The 17,393-nt window shown below is 41.4% G+C and carries 21 protein-coding genes; 9 read left to right on the forward strand and 12 right to left on the reverse strand.

Annotated elements, in window-relative coordinates; translation table 11 throughout:
• Positions 1-112 precede the first annotated feature (112 nt).
• Positions 113-304, reverse strand: a complete 192-nt coding sequence (locus DUL71_RS06225; RefSeq protein ID WP_114937212.1) for a hypothetical protein — start codon at positions 302-304, stop codon at positions 113-115.
• Positions 305-663: 359 nt separating this feature from the next.
• On the opposite strand from DUL71_RS06225, the gene DUL71_RS06230 reads away from it, so the two are divergent.
• The 4 genes from DUL71_RS06230 to DUL71_RS06245 all read left to right on the forward strand — a co-directional run bounded on the left by DUL71_RS06230 (position 664) and on the right by DUL71_RS06245 (position 3,697).
• Positions 664-1,608, forward strand: coding sequence for a hydroxypyruvate isomerase family protein (locus tag DUL71_RS06230; RefSeq protein ID WP_114937213.1), 945 nt, complete (start codon positions 664-666; stop codon positions 1,606-1,608).
• A 7-nt stretch (positions 1,609-1,615) separates the two neighbouring features.
• A complete protein-coding gene (locus DUL71_RS06235; RefSeq protein WP_114937214.1) occupies positions 1,616-2,767 on the forward strand; it encodes a M28 family metallopeptidase in 1,152 nt (383 codons plus the stop codon).
• A 22-nt stretch (positions 2,768-2,789) separates the two neighbouring features.
• Positions 2,790-3,341: a GNAT family N-acetyltransferase gene (locus DUL71_RS06240; protein WP_114937215.1), complete on the forward strand. Its 552-nt coding sequence runs from the start codon at positions 2,790-2,792 to the stop codon at positions 3,339-3,341.
• A 140-nt stretch (positions 3,342-3,481) separates the two neighbouring features.
• A complete protein-coding gene (locus DUL71_RS06245) occupies positions 3,482-3,697 on the forward strand; it encodes a hypothetical protein (protein WP_112574318.1) in 216 nt (71 codons plus the stop codon).
• 88 nt (positions 3,698-3,785) lie between these two features.
• On the opposite strand, the gene DUL71_RS06250 is transcribed toward DUL71_RS06245, so the two are convergent.
• Positions 3,786-4,550, reverse strand: a complete 765-nt coding sequence (locus DUL71_RS06250; RefSeq protein WP_114937216.1) for a hypothetical protein — start codon at positions 4,548-4,550, stop codon at positions 3,786-3,788.
• Between the two features lie 12 nt (positions 4,551-4,562).
• Entirely contained in the window at positions 4,563-5,222 is a 660-nt protein-coding gene (locus DUL71_RS06255) for a YdeI/OmpD-associated family protein (protein ID WP_114937217.1), read from the reverse strand.
• Positions 5,223-5,323: 101 nt separating this feature from the next.
• On the opposite strand from DUL71_RS06255, the gene DUL71_RS06260 reads away from it, so the two are divergent.
• Positions 5,324-6,001, forward strand: coding sequence for a GNAT family N-acetyltransferase (locus tag DUL71_RS06260; protein ID WP_114937218.1), 678 nt, complete (start codon positions 5,324-5,326; stop codon positions 5,999-6,001).
• A 111-nt stretch (positions 6,002-6,112) separates the two neighbouring features.
• Here DUL71_RS06260 and DUL71_RS06265 read toward each other — a convergent pair whose 3' ends face one another.
• Both DUL71_RS06265 and DUL71_RS06270 read right to left on the reverse strand, forming a co-directional pair.
• On the reverse strand, positions 6,113-6,643 hold the full coding sequence (locus DUL71_RS06265; protein WP_114937492.1) for an RNA methyltransferase: 531 nt from the start codon (positions 6,641-6,643) through the stop codon (positions 6,113-6,115).
• Positions 6,644-6,760: 117 nt separating this feature from the next.
• Entirely contained in the window at positions 6,761-7,927 is a 1,167-nt protein-coding gene (locus DUL71_RS06270) for a galactokinase (RefSeq protein ID WP_112574322.1), read from the reverse strand.
• 147 nt (positions 7,928-8,074) lie between these two features.
• On the opposite strand from DUL71_RS06270, the gene DUL71_RS06275 reads away from it, so the two are divergent.
• Entirely contained in the window at positions 8,075-8,365 is a 291-nt protein-coding gene (locus tag DUL71_RS06275; RefSeq protein ID WP_114937219.1) for a YciI family protein, read from the forward strand.
• A 113-nt stretch (positions 8,366-8,478) separates the two neighbouring features.
• Here DUL71_RS06275 and DUL71_RS06280 read toward each other — a convergent pair whose 3' ends face one another.
• The 6 genes from DUL71_RS06280 to DUL71_RS06305 form a co-directional block, all read right to left on the reverse strand.
• Positions 8,479-8,880 carry a hypothetical protein gene (locus DUL71_RS06280; RefSeq protein WP_114937220.1) on the reverse strand — a complete coding sequence of 134 codons (402 nt, stop codon included), beginning with the start codon at positions 8,878-8,880 and terminating at the stop codon, positions 8,479-8,481.
• 103 nt (positions 8,881-8,983) lie between these two features.
• Positions 8,984-9,847 (reverse strand): aldo/keto reductase, encoded by an 864-nt coding sequence (locus DUL71_RS06285; protein WP_114937221.1) that lies wholly within the window; start codon positions 9,845-9,847, stop codon positions 8,984-8,986.
• 100 nt (positions 9,848-9,947) lie between these two features.
• Entirely contained in the window at positions 9,948-10,352 is a 405-nt protein-coding gene (locus tag DUL71_RS06290) for a DUF1761 domain-containing protein (protein ID WP_114937222.1), read from the reverse strand.
• A 179-nt stretch (positions 10,353-10,531) separates the two neighbouring features.
• On the reverse strand, positions 10,532-13,255 hold the full coding sequence (locus tag DUL71_RS06295) for an alpha-2-macroglobulin family protein (protein WP_114937223.1): 2,724 nt from the start codon (positions 13,253-13,255) through the stop codon (positions 10,532-10,534).
• A 163-nt stretch (positions 13,256-13,418) separates the two neighbouring features.
• Positions 13,419-14,378 (reverse strand): hypothetical protein, encoded by a 960-nt coding sequence (locus DUL71_RS06300; RefSeq protein WP_114937224.1) that lies wholly within the window; start codon positions 14,376-14,378, stop codon positions 13,419-13,421.
• A gap of 50 nt (positions 14,379-14,428) precedes the next feature.
• Positions 14,429-15,409, reverse strand: a complete 981-nt coding sequence (locus tag DUL71_RS06305) for a hypothetical protein (protein ID WP_114937225.1) — start codon at positions 15,407-15,409, stop codon at positions 14,429-14,431.
• 87 nt (positions 15,410-15,496) lie between these two features.
• Between DUL71_RS06305 and DUL71_RS06310 the strand changes: the two genes are divergently transcribed.
• Complete coding sequence (locus DUL71_RS06310; protein WP_114937226.1) at positions 15,497-15,964, forward strand: CYTH domain-containing protein; 468 nt, start codon at positions 15,497-15,499, stop codon at positions 15,962-15,964.
• Positions 15,965-15,971: 7 nt separating this feature from the next.
• Here DUL71_RS06310 and DUL71_RS06315 read toward each other — a convergent pair whose 3' ends face one another.
• A complete protein-coding gene (locus DUL71_RS06315; protein WP_112574332.1) occupies positions 15,972-16,265 on the reverse strand; it encodes a DUF3892 domain-containing protein in 294 nt (97 codons plus the stop codon).
• 278 nt (positions 16,266-16,543) lie between these two features.
• Here DUL71_RS06315 and DUL71_RS06320 point away from each other — a divergent pair, with 278 nt between their 5' ends.
• Complete coding sequence (locus DUL71_RS06320; RefSeq protein ID WP_114937227.1) at positions 16,544-16,882, forward strand: ArsR/SmtB family transcription factor; 339 nt, start codon at positions 16,544-16,546, stop codon at positions 16,880-16,882.
• A complete protein-coding gene (locus DUL71_RS06325; protein ID WP_114937228.1) occupies positions 16,879-17,301 on the forward strand; it encodes an SRPBCC family protein in 423 nt (140 codons plus the stop codon). The genes DUL71_RS06320 and DUL71_RS06325 overlap by 4 nt, the downstream gene beginning before the upstream one ends.
• Positions 17,302-17,393: the final 92 nt, after the last annotated feature.

Below are 17,393 nucleotides of genomic sequence, written 5' to 3' on the forward strand. Positions count from 1 at the left end.
AACTGTGGGTGATTTTTTGTTATGACAATTAAAATAATAAAAGGTTCAATCACTCAGGCGACAGCCACTAAATAGTTACAATACTCTGATGAGGTAACTTTTTTAAAGAGCACTATGCCTGTTTCTTTTCGGGAGGTGTTGACACAATTTCACCAAATTCATTTACATAGGCCAGCATGTTTTCAAGATCGCCTCCGCCGGCGTTTTGTTTGCGTTCCTGTTTGCGTTGTTCTTTATCTTCCTTTTTTTTCTGGCGATTTTTTTCCAGTTGTTTTTTCATGAATGTTGCTTGCGATTTAGCCATAATTATGATTAATTAAGTTAAATAATAGCTATTCCGTGTAGCAATAAAAAGGCCGGGCCAGACAATAAATACCTGTTTCAGTGAGCGTAAAAAATGATCTTTAAGTTAAGTTCCGGGCAGCAACGGTATCAGCAGGGAATAAAACAGATCAGCATCAAAATAGCTGGGCGCTGTAAGCTGGAATAGCTTTAAAAATTTGCCGTTTATACACAAAGATAATAAAAATAGGCGAATTTTTAACTGTGGTGCTTTAACCGGTTGTAATGAATTGGTTAAAAAATCTTATAAAACAGCTGCCTCCATCGTTTAAAATAAACCATAGGTGCTATATTTAGGCCGCAAACCAATACATAACCCTCATGAAACGCAGAAATTTTGTTCAAAGCTCGGTATTAGCCGGGGCCTCGTTATTTACTACAGGTGTTTTAAAAGCAGCTACGCTTACCGGGTGTACCGAACCTAACGGCGAAGCAGGTATAATAGCGGGTGATAAACCTTTTAACCTTAATTACGGTATTCATGATGGGATGTTTAAAAGCCATGCTGGCGATGATTTTATTGAACAGATAAAATTTGCTTATGATAAAGGTTTTCGCGCTATTGAGGATAATGGGATGAGCGGCCGCCCGGTTGATCAGCAGAAAAAGATAGGCGATACGCTGGCTAAGCTGGGTATGGCTATGGGCGTTTTTGTACAGCCGGGCCTGGGAAATGACAGCAATATGCTGGCAACAGGCGCCGCCGACCAGGTTGAAAAGTTTATTGCTTCATGTAAGGAAGCTGTTGAAGTAGCTAAGCGTATAGGCAGCAAGCTGGTTACCGTTGTTCCAGGCGATTTTGCACGTAAATTGCCTATTGGCCTGCAAACCGGTAATGTTATTGAAGCCATTAAAAAGGGTACCGCCATACTGGAGCCGCACGGCATCATTATGGTGCTTGAACCCTTAAGCGATAGTCCCGACCTGTTTTTGCGCACGCCCGATCAGGCTTATGCCATTTGTAAAGCTGTAGGAAGCCCATCATGCAAGATCTTGTATGATATGTACCACGTTCAGCGCAACCAGGGAAACATTATCCCAACGCTTGACCTTGTTTATGACGAGATAGGTTATTACCAGATAGGGGATAATCCTGGTCGTAAAGAACCTGGAACCGGTGAGGTTAATTATAAAAACATCTTTAAACACATCTATAACAAAGGCTATAAAGGTGTAATGGGCATGGAGCACGGCACGGCCGGAGCGGGAAAAGAAGGAGAGCTTGCATTGATTAAAGCTTACCGCGAGGCTGATAGCTTTATTTAGAAAGCTGATGAAATTTAAACTTGCCCTTGTATTTCTTTTTATTTCGAATGTCGTTTTTGCCCAGGATACCATTTTTGCCCGCAAAATGGTTGATACATTAACCTCGCCCTATTTCTGGGGCAGGGGGTATACAAAGGATGGCGTTCATAAAGCGGCGGAATTTTTATCTGCCCAACTAAAGCGCTATGGTGTAAAACCTATGGATGGTAAAAATTATCTGCAGGCGCTTAGTTACCCGGTTAATACCTTCCCCGGTAAAATGGAAGTCGCGGTAAATGGCGTACAACTAAAGCCCGGAAAGGATTTTATTGTTTCGCCTGATAGCCGTGGTGTGACGGGGGTAGGGCAATTAATTAAAAAAGACAGCACCCATTTCATTGATCAGCAAAACCGGATTGTTTTATCGCTGGAAGATAAGCTTACATGGTCGGTTGAGGGGCGGGCTCTTGACTATACAGCGATACAGGTTGATAAAAAAGCAATAAAGGAAACTCCTCTAACGCTTAATGTTACCATAGAAAACAAGCTGATAACAGGTTTCAAAACAGCCAATATTTGCGGTATTGTAAAGGGGACGTCCAAACCGGATTCCGTTATTATGATCACTGCACATTACGATCATTTAGGGGGAATGGGCGATAAAACTTATTTCCCTGGTGCTAATGATAATGCAAGCGGTATTTCTGAACTTATGGGGCTTGCCCGGTATTATGCCAAGCATCCTTTGCCATATAGCATAGCTTTTATTTGTTTTTCGGGAGAAGAGGCCGGTTTGCTGGGTTCAAAGCATTTTACGCAAAATCCGCTTATTCCGCTTACAAATATTCGTTTCCTGATTAACCTTGATCTTAACGGAACTGGTGTTGACGGCATAACTGTGGTAAATGCCAGCGTTTATCCAAAAGAGTTTGCTGTGATGCAGCAAATCAATAGGGAAAATAATTACTTTGTTAAAGTGGCATCACGTGGCAAGGCTGCCAACAGCGATCATTATTTTTTTACCGAACAAGGCGTACCTGCATTTTTTATTTACACTTTGGGTGGTATAAAGGCTTATCATGATGTTTTTGACATCAGCCCCACACTACCGCTCAATAAATACACCGAACTTTTTAACCTGATAGTTAAATTTAACAGTAGACTTGCCGGTGGCCGTTAGCCCTTACCAATAGTATTCATTTATGCTTAACCCAAACTTTAATCCGTTTCCGGTTTTAACAACCGAGCGTCTTGTATTAAGGCGTTTTACTTACGATGATGCAGCTGACCTGTTTGAAATGCGATCAAACGAAACGGTGATGCAGTACATTAGCCGTCCGTTAAATAAAACTATCGGTGATGCTGTTGGGTTGATAGATGTGATAGAAGACTTATTGAGCAAAAATGATGGTATTACCTGGTGTATCTGCCTGAAAAACAGTAATAAATATATAGGTAGTATAGGCTTCTGGCGGATAGAGAAAAACAACCACCGTGCCGAAATTGGCTATCTTTTGAACCCGGTGTACCAGGGGCAGGGTATCATGCAGGAAGCTGTAACGGCAGCTCTTGATTATGGTTTTAATGTACTCAGGCTACATTCGGTAGAGGCTCGTGTTAGCCCCGGTAATATCGCCTCAATTAAATTGTTGCTTAAAAATAAATTTGTTCAGGAAGCCTATTTTAAAGAGGATCACTTGTTTAACGGTCGTTTCAACGATACCATGATTTATTCGTTATTAACACAAACTTAAATCTGTTAACAAATTATTTATGCCAGCTATTTTTAATTAAAAAAAAATGATGCATGTTTACGCATAGAAACCAATTATACCTGTGCTGAAAACAATTCAGTTTAAATGGGGTTAACATTAAAAAACAAAAGAAACTTATCATGGCAACAGAAAAAGGAAGTGGTATTACCGCTTATTCAGTGAAAACAAAAACTAAAAATGTACCGATGATCAATCCAGTTATCGATGTAAAATCGGGTAGATACATTGCAACAGGAACTGACAGTGCTGGTAACAAGATGGCTGCCATTATGGGTAAAGCTACTGCCGAAGAGCATATCAAAAATGGTAACGCCAAAAAAGGCTCAGGCTGGTAAATAAAGGTAAAACATAAATCGCCCTGTATTTGCTGAAAGTGCAGGGCGATTTTGTTTATACTTTGAAATTTAGGCTAAAACAAGATAATTATTGATTTGCCCAATTAACAAAATCCAGTCTGTCTGTAAACTCCCGGTAAGTAATTAATCTTAAATACCCTTCCAATTCCTCAAGTGTATTCCTGACCGGATTTATTGTTGTTTCTGAGTCCGGTTTATCAAGTGATGCTTTGATGATTATCTCCTGATCCTGAAGATGTATCCCAAAATCAAGATTGTTAAACCATTTATAGTTGGTTAATGCTTTCTTATAATGCATTTCATGATGAAAAGATTTAAGCAGTTTAACCGATTTTAGAAATTCGCCTTTAAAATTGTAAAAATTTACAGAAATAGTGGTACAACTGCCGTCTTTTTCCAACAGTAAGGATGCCTTGTGCTTTTTGTCGGTAGAGAGCTTTTTCTTTAACTCCTTTGTATAAATAAACCCACTTTCAATCACTTTATTGTAAGCCTGCTCGAAAACAACTTTATCCCATTCATATTTTTCTGCGCAAAGAATAGCTATGCGGTGTATTGTTTCCAGGATGATTTGATCCTTTTTATTAGCTGGACTTAATTGGTATTCCTCTTCATTAAGATAAACATCAACACGCAGGATACTGCCAAAGTATCCTCTAACATCATCTTCGGTTCCGATATCGGCAGAAATTCTTGTAGTGCCTGGCGGTTTGTAACCGTTAAGGAAATCAATGTATAAGTCGGAAATCAGATTGTTTCGAATAGTAAAGTCTTTATTGTTACTGTTCTCAGATTGACGGTAAAGCGTAATGTCATAAAATCCGTAACCCATAATGCCTACACTTTATTTATCCGAAGGATTTTTCTTTTTGTTCTGCAGCATCTCCACCATTTTAGCTAAACGGTCCTGCCGGGTTTTCTCCTGTTTAGCAGTCAGGATCCAGAGCACATATTCTTTTTTGTGACTATAAGCCAGCGATTGAAAGTAATCAAGTACGCCTGGATGTTGTTCTAATGTTTCCTTCACATAATTAGGTAGGGTAACTATTTTATTATCTACGTCAATATAAGCGCTGTGCTCGTTGTTGCGCACAGCTTCATTACGCCCTTCAGAAACCTTTACCGCTTCAACAGGGCGAAAACGTAGTGCTGTCCATACCTCGTTAACTGCTGCCGATGCCACAGGCCTAAGTCCGTATTGTGCAGGTGCATCCCAGCTGCTCATCATTTCCAGATCGGTTTGGATGCCCGAATTTTTTTTAGGATAAATGATCCAGAAAACCGTGTCGGAATTTAGCAATGGAGTTACTACTTTAAGCTCAGATATTAGCTCTTCGCTGTTTTTTACAAACAGCTGTATGCCGTTAAAGTCGCCCTGGACACTAAAAACAAGGTCGGCATTATCGGGTAGGGGTGATAAACTATCCGGATATCCAGCTGGTGCGTTTTGGATCAGCCAGCGTGAATTTGGTTTGATCAGGAGTTTTTTAGCGAGGGCGTTCATAATAAGCTTTTAGTAATGGATAAAGCTAATGTAAGCATTAAATTAAAATTGAATGACAGGCTCAAACCCTGTAGCATGGTATTTTTAATAGCTTTGCCCTAATGGAACATGTACTTGATAATCCTGCCTGGAAGGCACTTAATACTGGCAACAGATCACTTGCAGGCGGTAATGATATAGCTAAATATTTCCCTAAAGAAATCTCCCCCTTTGTTGGAATACCTGAAGTATCTGTCGGAAATTTTAACACCCTTTACAATACTATTCCATTTGAAAGCTATTTTATTTTCATTGCCCCGCATGACATTGTAATCCCTGAGCAGTGGACGATAGTAAACTATCTGAAATGCCTTCAGATGGTGTTTGAAGGAGAGATCCCCGCGGGTTTTTCCGACGACGATCTGCTGCCGCTTACAGAACAGCATGTACCTCAAATGATTGAACTTACACAGCTAACAAACCCCGGGCCTTTTATTGAGAGAACAATAGAGTTTGGACATTACCGTGGTATATTTGATGGAGACAAGCTGGTTGCGATGGCTGGTCAGCGTTTAAACCCAACGCCTTATGCCGAGATCAGCGCTGTTTGTACCCATCCAGATTACCTCGGTCGCGGTTACGCCGGGAAGCTATTGTTAAACCAGGCTAAACGGATTAAAGCAGCTTCCGAAATTCCTTTTCTGCACGTTAAATCTGAAAATGAAAGGGCTATTAAGGTATACGAAAAGCTTGGTTTTGTAACGAGAAAGGAAATGTCGTTTTATGTGTTGAAAAAGTGATTGCAAAAAATGTCATTGCGAGCGAAGCGTGGCAATCGCATGCTATACAGAGCGGCTCTGCTTCCGTGCGATTGCCACGCTTCGCTCGCAATGACATAAATTAGACCTTATCTATATAGCCATCTTGGCGAAAAAGTCCCAAAGTACAATACCTGCCGATACCACAATGTTAAACGAATGTTTGGTGCCAAACTGGGGGATCTCGATACATCCGTCAATAACCTGCATTACTTCATCGCTTACGCCATTTACTTCGTTTCCGAAAATAAGGGCGTATTTACCATCTTCGGCAGGTTTAAATTCGTGAAGCATGGTGCTGTTTTCGGCTTGTTCAATAGCTATGATCTGGTAACCATCTTTGCGCAATTGTTCAACAGCCTGCAAAGGGTTTTCGTAGTAAGTCCAGTTAACAGATTGGGTTGCGCCGAGGGCGGTTTTTTCAATTTCGCGGTGGGGAGGCTGAGCGGTGATACCACAAAGGCAAATCTGCTCTACAGCAAAACCATCAGAGGTACGAAAGATGGAACCGATATTGTGCATGCTGCGCACGTTATCCAATACTACGGCAACCGGTAACTTATCCTGTGCTTTAAATTCATCAACCGTAGCCCGGTTCAGCTCATCTAATTTTAATTTGCGCATACTTTTTTTAGTCCATGGTTCATAGATCATAGTTCATAGCCAACATGTGTTTAATAACAGGCCATGAACCATGATCTATCAACTATGAACCGATGGCAAAAATATTAAAAAAAGCTGTTAGTTAAGTTCCGAAACCAGTTCGCCTACGCCATCGCCAATAAGCGAGCTGTAAACAGATGGGGCGTAGCCTATTTTCTGCGTATAATATTCGGTTACTTCTTTGCTGAATTTATCAAAAGCATCGCCTTTTACCAGGGCAATGGCGCAACCGCCAAAACCTGCACCTGTCATACGTGCACCGGCTACGTCGGGGTTGGTTTTACTGTATTCGGCAACGGTATCTAATTCAACGCCGCTCACTTCGTACAAGTCACGCAGAGAATCGTGTGAAGCGTACATTAGCTTGCCAAATTCGGCTACATCATTGGCGGCAAGGGCTGTCGCAGCCAATTTTACGCGGTCGTTTTCTTCAATTACGTGTTTGGCACGTTTTAATACAACCGGATCGGTGATCAGGTGTTTGTATTGCTCAAAAGTAGCGCTGTCAATTTCGCAAAGGTATTTGATATCCAGTTGCTGTTGCAGGGCTATCAGGGCAGCCTGGCACTCTTGTACACGTTCGTTATATTTTGATTCGGCCAGTTTACGCGGCTTGTTGGTATTGATAATCGCTAAAACATAATCACCAAGGTTACTGTCAACCGCCTGGTAATCCAGGGTATCACAGTTAAGCATCAGGGCTTTATTTTTTTCGCCGAAGGCAACTGCAAACTGGTCCATAATGCCACAGTTAACACCAATAAAGTTGTTTTCTACATCTTTGGATAGTTTTACCAGGTCAAGCTTATCATAGCCGCTGTTAAAGAGGTCGTTTAAGGCATAAGAAGTCACCACCTCGATAGAGGCTGATGATGACAATCCGGAACCGATTGGAATATCGCCATAAAATAGCATATCCAGGCCTTTTAGCGGGTGTCCGTCCTTAACAAAACGGTTAATTACACCGATAGGGAAGTTAAACCAGTTTTCGCCGGTTTTTTCATAATGAAGTTGCAGCGGAATATCTTGTTGTTCACTGAAATTTAAGCTTCTGAAGCGAAAAATACCGTCCTCATTTGGTGAGGTTAGCAAATAAGTGCCAAAAGTAATGGCGCATGGCATAACCAAACCGCCGTTATAATCAATATGTTCGCCAATAAGGTTTACACGGCCCGGCGAAAAGTACGCGTTGTCTGCTTCTTTGTTAAAGATCTTAATAAATTCCTGGTGCAAATTATTCTTCATTATTCAGGTTGGTTTTTCGGAAAACAAATATTGTAAAAATTGTCAAGTTTACAGTTATAAATTAAATTTAATTTTTAATTTATTTTAATGAGATAGTTTTGCAGATATTCGGCCTTGATAAAACCCGTTTAATCAGTAAAAAATAATATGAAACAATACCTTGTAACCGCATATGATTATACAGATGCTGAAGCATTTGACCGCCGGATGGCCGCTCGTCCGCACCACGTTGATGGGGCGAAAGCGCTTAAAGCAAACGGTAATTTAATTACAGCCGGAGCCATGCTTAATGAAGATGGGAAAATGGTAGGCTCAACTATGATAGTACAGTTTGAATCATTGGAAGAGCTGGAAGCCTGGAAACAAAACGACCCTTACATTACACAACGGGTTTGGGAAAGCGTTGATGTAAAGCCGTTTAAAGTGGCGGATTTGTAAGCCCCAATAAATGTCATTGCGAGGAGGGACGACGAAGCAATCGCATGCTATACAGAGCGAATTTGCTTCCGTGCGATTGCCACGCTTCGCTCGCAATGACATATCTTTAAATGCTACTGCTCTGCCCAGCGGGTCATCTTCCAGTATCCCTGGGCATCTTTGGTGTAAAAGGCCGTGTAGCCTTTTCCCTGTAGGGTGAAATTAAAATCAAACTCAGTTACCGAGTCATCATCTGGCAAAAAGTTGGTAACAATGCTGTCGGCTACGGCGGCCAGGGTTATGCCGAAATCATCTACCGGTTTTGTGTCTTTTTCGGTATTGGCGATAAATTCCGAGTAATTGTTAAATGTATGATTACCAGAAGCATCTTGCTGTCGTGCTGCTGCAAAAGCTGCTTCGGCCCATTCTTGTTTATAAGCTTCCATAGCATTAAGCAGATCTTCGGCAGATATTTCGGGTAATCCATCTGCACCGGTAGTATTATAGCTATTTAGTATCTCTTCTTTGCTTCTCATTCGGTATTCATAGGCAATGACGCCTTTTGATATTTATTTCAAAAATTAAAAGGATGCCAAATTACTGACATCCTTTTAATTTTTCATTTTTCAAGCGTTTATATTATGCGTCGGCCAAAGTGTTCAATATATCGATATCATCCTCAGATAACTGAATATCGGCGGTCTTCATGTTTTCTTCCAAATGCTTAACGCTCGAGGTGCCCGGGATCAGCAAAATGTTTGGCGAATGGTGTAGTAACCAGCTTAAGGCAATTTGGTGCAGGGTAGCGCCGTGTTTGGTCGCAATTCGGTTTAATATAGCTTCGCCCTGTACATTACCGCCACCAAGCGGAAACCAAGGAATAAAGGCGATGTTGTGATCGCGGGTATATTCCAGTTCGGCTTCCCATTTACGATTGTCTACACTGTACATATTTTGTATAGATACCACTTCAAAAAATTGTTGGGCAAGTTTAATATCCGCAACACTTACTTCTGATAAACCTATGTGCCTGATTTTACCATCCTGCTGTGCTTTTTGTAAAAACTCAAATGATTTTTCGGCAGGCACTTTAGGATCAATGCGGTGTAGCTGGTACAAGTCTATGCGGTCAACTTTCAGGCGTTTCAAACTGCCTTGCAGGGCTTCTTTCAAATGCTCCGGTGACGAATCAACAGGCCACTCATTTGGGCCTGTACGCAGCAAACCGCCTTTGGTGCCTATTAACAAATCGGCAGGGTATGGGTGTAAAGCTTCGGCAATTAACTCTTCCGATACATTGGGGCCGTAGCTATCCGCAGTATCAATAAAGTTAACACCCAGCTCAACAGCGCGTTTCAATACCCGGATGCTTTCTTCCTTGTCTTTCGGCGGCCCCCAAATGCCCGGTCCGGTGATGCGCATTGCACCGTAGCCTAAACGATTGATAGTAATGTCGCCACCAATGGTGAATGTTTTTTCAAATGAACTTGTTGTGCTTGCCATGGTAATGTGTTTTGGTTTACTACTGTAAAGTTCAACTAAAAAACACCGGTATTGTTCATGGAATGTATAACACAAATGTCATTTCATTTATATCTGGCGGTTATCTCCAGGCACCTAATATCAATCCCATGAGGGTTAACGATACTACGCTATAACCGCCGTTTATGAATATTAACCGCCAGCTTTTAAGCTCAAACAAACTGTGAATGGCTATACCGCAAAATGTCCAGATACCGGCAAGAAAACCGGCCGCGGTTCCCCAGGCCAGATCGGTTTTTGCATCGGCTAAAAACATGGCAAGGTTTATCGCCATTATAATGGAGAAAAAGGCAGTAAAGCCAAATGCCCGGCCTTTGTTTGATGCTTGCAGTTCTGCGGTGGTTAGTTTGTTATCGGCCATCCAGGCATTGGCAAACAGGGCAGGGGAATACCAGATCCCGCCAACTAAAAATGCGGATAATGCTGCAACCAAAACGGCCAGCCAGTTGATAAGTTGAAAATTCATGATCAGATAATTTAAGTTAATTGGTTGTACTAATATAAACTATTAGAAGCTAAAAGCGGAACGCTGAAAGCCAAAAGCTTTGCATTGTCAAAACTTTCGCATATAAGTTAAATAAAAAAGCCCTGGTTGCTTTTGAATAACCAGGGCTTTCGGAAATCTGTTTATGAATTTATGTTGTATTATTTTACGTTGTAGTGTATCACGCTGCGGCCTATATTTCCTTCAGCATCAATGCCTTCAATTATGGCGCGGTATGAGCCACGCTGATCACTGTTGAAGAAATTAATAGTGGCGGTACCGGTTGCTTTATCGGTAATCACGTTAGGTTTCCAATAAATGGTATTGCGTAAATCGCCGCCAAGGGTGCCTTGCTTGGTAACGTCATATTTAGGCGAATAAAACTCTTTGGCTTTGGTATATCCCTGTACCGCAAAAGTGATTACATTTTGTTTTGGGATCAATTCCTGTAGTTGAGCCAATGTTATCTTCTCTTTTTTAACAACCTTTTTGTTAATCACCATCACACCTTTGGTTTGGGTTGTGCGGTTAATACCGCTTACACCGTCATTTAAAAAGATCTCAACAGACTCAACTTCGCTTGATGCCATGCTTGATAAAAAGTTGGCGTCAACAGGTAAGCTACCTACGTATACCTGTACCGGTGTCCTGCTGCCTGAATTATAATCGCGGGTGATATAAAAATTGTTGTCGATATAAGTAAGGCCCATTGCCATGGTTGATAAACAGTTAAGCAATAAAGGACATCCCTGTAATTGTTGTGCTGATACCTCGTGATCGGCCTGCATTGCTAAGCCGGCAAACGTACCGTAATCAGCATGGCTTGCTTTTTTTACAATTTTGGTCGATTTTACCACAATCTCCTTGATGGTACGTGAGCTTTGATATTGTTTATAGCTGTTTTGCAGATAAGGACGGAAGGTACTGTCGATATTCAGGATCTCTTCCGGGATGTTATTGTTTTTGCTTAGTTTTTGATAAGCCTCGCCATTAACAGATATTACCATGTTACGCCCATTAGGGTTGTTACGTGCGCTCAGAGTGATTTTTGAAGTGTCCGGCACATTAACGTTTGAGAATTTGAAATTCCCCGACATGTCGGTTATCGTTTCTGCCGAAAAGTTTTTATCAGGGATTAATAAACGCAAACTACCTTTTGCAACCGGCAGGCCGGTATTAGTCCTTAATGTCCCTGTTACGTCAATACCTTGCTCCGGCATCAGGTAAATAGGAGGGTTTTTATCGGACAGGATATCTTCATAATCAAAACGGCGGTAGCCCTGGGTTAGCATTAAAATATCAAGGTTAGCCAGTTTCTCGTCATCAGGTTTGTTGAAGTAGTAATTTGGTTTTTCGATATAGCCTTTCAGATCGGAAGTGAGCAGCATATTGCTTAATATGGTCGATTCCGCGTCTTCATTTGATGGTACAGTGCCATCGTCAACAACAGCTACCGAAAAACTGCCTTCAACCGGTGTGGTATTGTTTTTTGCCGATACAGTGATTTTTACATTACCCCTGGTACTGTACGAAGGTTTATCCGTTTTCAGGGCCAGGTTCATCTGGTCGTTATGTTGAATAAATACTATTCGCTCGCATAAAGCATATCCGCCAGAAGAAAACAGCGTTACCTGCACAATACCTGTAGGGAACTTACTTTTAGGGATATTAGCCGAATAAACTGTGCTTTGCAACACTGTTTGCGCGGCATAATAAATAACGCCTCCGCTTTGTGCTACCAGGTAAAAGCTTTTGTTTTGTTTACGCTGAAAAAACAGGTCGTTAGCCGATATTTTCACAGTTAAGTTAGCCGGATCGTTGCTGTATACAGCAACGTTTATCCCCATAGATTGCACACGTGGCAGGTTATAACTTGCCTGTGAACCATCAGGAAAGGTGATGTTGGCTTTGTATGACCTTTCAACGTCAGGGGTTAAGGCAAATACGCCCATACCTAAGTGTGCGCTGCTGATCTGGGCAATTTCGGTGCCTTTATCGTCAACAATATTTCCTTTAACATCAACTCCCAAACCGCTTGAGGCAATGGCCTTAAAGGCAACTTTAGTACGGATACCATTGGTTAACTGACCACCCTCCGGGAAAAATTGTACATCGTAGCTCTTAACCGCTGTACGCATAGAAAAGCTGCTGTTAATGGTTTTACGGTCGCCGACATCAATAGAGGTAACCAGGATACCGCCGGTAATCACGTCGGCCTGGCTTTCGGGCAGGTCTACCAATAATACGCCTTTATCATCGGTAGTGCCACGGCCTTTGCTTACCGGGTCGCCATTTTTCATGAGTTGCCAGCTTACCTTTTTGTTAGCATAAGGCGTATTATCCGATCCTTTATAAAGAATGGTAGCGTCAACCTTTACACCTGTTCTTTTTGTTGAACTTTTATACGAGATGTTGGTACGCACCTGGTTATCTATGGCGTTACCAACGTTGAAAGTGCGGTCGTAAAAATAATCAGGGTCGAAATTCCGCATCCAGTTGGTATAACTGCGTAGCCGGTAAGCGCCCTGTTTGTAGGTATCACCATTGAGCACAATATTGCCGCTTGCGAAGCCATTGTTAACAGCAATGCGCTGGCTTTCAACTACCGAATCCCGGTTATTGATCAGGTCGACATATACAATGCGGCTCAGCGCCGAAGGCTGGTGCTTTTCAATAGTTACATAGGCTTTAAACCAAATGGTATCGCCAACAGCATAGTAAGGCTTATCGGTATGCAGGTAAACCTTTTCAATAGGGTAGCTGCTGCTAAACTTGCTGGTTTTTTCAATTATGGTAGTTAGTGGGATGCTATCCTGCTGGGCAAAAACAGATGCGCCAAAGGCAGTTAACAGGCATAATAGGAGTAAAAATCGACGTATGATCATCAATATAAGTTAAAGGAGTAACAGGGGCTAATATAAACATTTAGCCGTATTGCATTTTTGGCCGCGGTTTATTTAACACTTTTTTACAAATGTGTTTTATACCCGATTTGCGAAAGTTAAACGCTAAAACCTATATGCCTATACAAAATAGCACAATTGTTACTTAGTGGTGGTTTTTAGCTTTGCCTTCAACATGTATTGAAACCATGCTGGAGTGAATGATCCCCAACGTTGTGCCTGGTTTTACGTTAAGATAAAACTTAAAATAGCTATCCATAACCGCTTTGGATGTATGGATATAGTCGGCCTCTCTTTCCTGATCGCCGTTAAACCCAACAAGCGGGGCGCCGTAATACAAATTGCCTTTGTCATCAATGTACATGGTAAAGGAAAAATAGAAATCCTTATAGGCGTTTTTGATTACGATATCATAATTGGGATCGAGATAATCGTCAGAGTTATCGAAGTTGTTGAGAATATCTGGTTTGGTAGTGCGGCGCGAAACAGTAACCAGCGGACTTTTGCTGGTTATTTCGGCAGGTTGCCTCGCTGAAAAGGCCTTGGTGTAATCTGCCGTTGCTTTTGCAGCCAATGAGCGGATAAATAAAGTATCGGCGCGGCTTGGCTTTCTCAGTGTGGTTGTATCGGTGTGAAGAGTGTTTTTGACATAATTATCAGCAAAAAATCGCATGAATACTTTGGTACCTTTAACGTCAAGCGAATCACCTTTTTGGATCAGGATCTCCATGGTTATACTGTCCTTGTTGATCTGCCTTATTTTTAACCATGAACGGGCCGCATTAAAGATAGAATCGTAGCCACGGGTAAGCGGAAAATTGATAAAAGCGTTTTTAGTAGGACTAAAAATGCTGACAGAATCGTCTGAAACAAATTTTAGTTTCCACTGCGGCTCCAACTGGTAACCGTATTCATTAAATGAAAGCCCGTTACGCTGACGCCTTGACACTTCAGAATAATTGATGCCGTTATAGGGTCTGAAAGAAATAAGCTCTCTTTTCTTTTGACCCGGTTGGTTGCCACCGCAGCCAAAAATAAATGCAGATAATATGATGAGCAGCCCGAATGGTGCTGTTTTTAACGTTTTTAGATTGATGAGTAGCATTGCCGCTAAAGATATAGATAATTCAATAAACGGTTAAAAAAACGGGGAAATTAGGGCAATGATGATAATAGTGAACTTTTTTGAAGCTTTTCAGATCTGACCCTCCCGGTAACATGAACAGCTATTTCGCTTGTGTGTGTTATGCCAAGCGTTTTACCGGGGATCAAATTAAGGTAATATTTAAGATAACTCTCCATAACAGCTTTTGATAGATGAGTATAACTAATTCGGCGGCTCTCTTCCAAAAATACAGTTAGTGGTTTACCGTAATGCATTTGTCCGGTCGGATCAACAAATATGGAAAATGAATAGTAGAAATTTGAGTAGGCATTGTTGACAGTAATGTCAAATTCGGGGTTCATGTAATCATAAGAAGTGTCGAAGTTATTGAGCATGGTTGGCTCTGTATGGCGTTTGCTGATAGTAATTGATGCGCTTTTGCTTCTAAGTTCAACTGGTTGCCTGGCTGCAAACCCTTTTTCAAAGTCTTTATCGGCTGCATTGGCCAGCCGCTGTATGTACACGCTATCTCTCCGGCTGGGACTTTTGCATAGGCTTATATCGCCACGAAGTATATTTTTGATATAATTATCTGCATAAAAGACCATGTAAACTTTGGCGCCCCGGGTATCAACTGAGTCTGCATAGGCGTTAAGTAACTCAATGATCATGCTGTCTTTTGTCATGGTTTTAACCTTAAGCCAGGTACGGGCTGTATTAAAAATGGAGTCGTAACCACGAGTAAGCGGGAAGTTAATGAACTGTTTTTTTGTTGGGCTATAAATGCTTGTTGAATCATTGGAAACAAACTGCATTTTCCATTGCGGTTCTAATTGGTATCCAAAGTTATTGAACGAAAGCCCATTTTGAGTGCGCCGGGCTATTTCGGTATAGCTGATACCAAAGACTGGTTTGAATGAGATTAAGTCTTTTTCGCCGTTGTGCTTAACAATGTTGCGGTGTTTGCAGCCAAGGCAAAACAAAGTCAATACAATGCAGGTTAGTTTTGTAATAGGTTTAGCGGTAGGCATATAGGTTTGATATAATATAAATATACAATATATAGCTACTCCTAAATGTTAAATTATGCTAAAATTGCAGACTGAAAAATCAATCTGATGGCAATTGAAATAGAACGTAAGTTTTTGGTAGATCACGAAAAATGGCAGCAGTTAGCAAAGCCGGAACCCATACATTTCAGGCAGGGCTATATTTTTAGCGATGAAAAGAAAACCATCCGTATCCGGGTTACTGATGCCGAGGCATATATCACTATAAAAGGAAGCTCGGCCGGTTTTAGCCGTAGCGAATTTGAATATACCATCCCGGCGGCAGATGGCGTACAGTTGCTGGATAATTTTGCAGCCTCTGAATTAGAGAAATATCGCTTTAACATCAACTACGCTGATAAGCTTTGGGAAGTTGATGAGTTTTTAGGCGATAACCAGGGCCTGCTTATGGCCGAGATCGAACTTGATAGCGAGGATGAAAAATTTGAACTACCTCCCTGGGTTACTACCGAAGTAACCGGTGATAAGCGATATTATAACTCCTTTTTAAGCGTAAATCCCTTCAAAAACTGGTAACAGGCTTTCAGGCACATTCGGGCAGGCCCAATAGGTAGTCGGGTTCTGATTCGTCGGTAACCGTTTTAACATATTTGTTACCATCGGGGCAAACTGCCGGAATCAGGCTGGTTTTATTGCCGTTGCTATCTATGATATAAGCGTCGCCGTCTTCATTTTTTATCCAGTCGTAAAGTTTTGCCCGTTCGGTAAGGCCCTTTACGTTGATCCTTTCATTAATCCACTCAAGCGAATCTATGGCCACATAAGGGTTATGATGTGGTTTGGTATCTGTTTTTATACATATTATACGTACTGCCATTGCGTTATTTGCATTAAATGTTCAGGTGCGATAAAAATATAGCAAAAAACAAAGCGGAGAAATAGGTGTTATCACCCAATTTTCACTACGTAAAATTACCTATTGCATAGGTGCTGATACCTTTATAACGAGATGAAATATTAAAATGTAATGGTTTAAAATGCAGATTATCAATAAGGTATTCTCTGTATCGCTAAAAAGATGAGAAAATTATTGTGTAACCAAAAGGTTTCATTTAAATTTGTAACCGAACGGTTTCATATGGCCGCTTGCTCATTATGCGAAGAGACGTTTTCCAGGCGATTGCCGATCCTACCCGGCGCGAGATCATTAATTTGATTGCTTACCGGCAAATGAACCTTAATGCCGTTGCTGATAATTTTGATATCAGCAGGCCGGCTGTATCTAAACACATCAAAATATTAACCGAATGCGGTTTGCTTGTTATTAGGCAGCAGGGTAGGGAACGCTACTGCCAGGCCGACCTGAAACAGCTAAAACAAGTTACCGACTGGGCCGAACAATATCGCCAGTTTTGGACTCAGAAACTGGACGCCCTTGACGTTTTTTTAACCAATGAACAAAATACAGATAACCAAAAAAACAATAAATTATGAGCACACAACCATTTGTTATTGAAAGGATTTATGCGGCACCTATACAAAAAGTATGGGAGGCCATTACCGTTAAGGAAAAAATGAAAGAGTGGTATTTTGACCTGGCTGAATTTAAACCTGAGGTAGGTTTTGAGTTTCAGTTTACCGGCGGTGACGGCAATAAGGAATACCTTCACCTTTGCCGTATAACCAAAGTTGTTGAAGGCAAAACCATAGCCTATACCTGGCGGTACGACGGCTACGAAGGTGATTCGGAAGTTACCTGGGAACTTTCCCCTGAAGGTGAGGGTACAAAATTAGTGCTCACCCACCGCGGGCTCGAAACTTTCCCTCCGTTAGACGCCTTCAAAAAAGAAAACTTTGTTGCCGGTTGGACACATATCACCGGTATCTCGCTTAAAGAGTATCTGGAGAAGTAGTATCTACAATAGCAGGGTGCTATTTAAAATAGAAGCTAAACAATAAAGCCGGGCAAAAGCCCGGCTTTATAATTAAAACAATATGATAAGGA

This window comes from Mucilaginibacter endophyticus, from assembly GCF_003351025.1.
GTDB lineage: Bacteria > Bacteroidota > Bacteroidia > Sphingobacteriales > Sphingobacteriaceae > Mucilaginibacter > Mucilaginibacter endophyticus.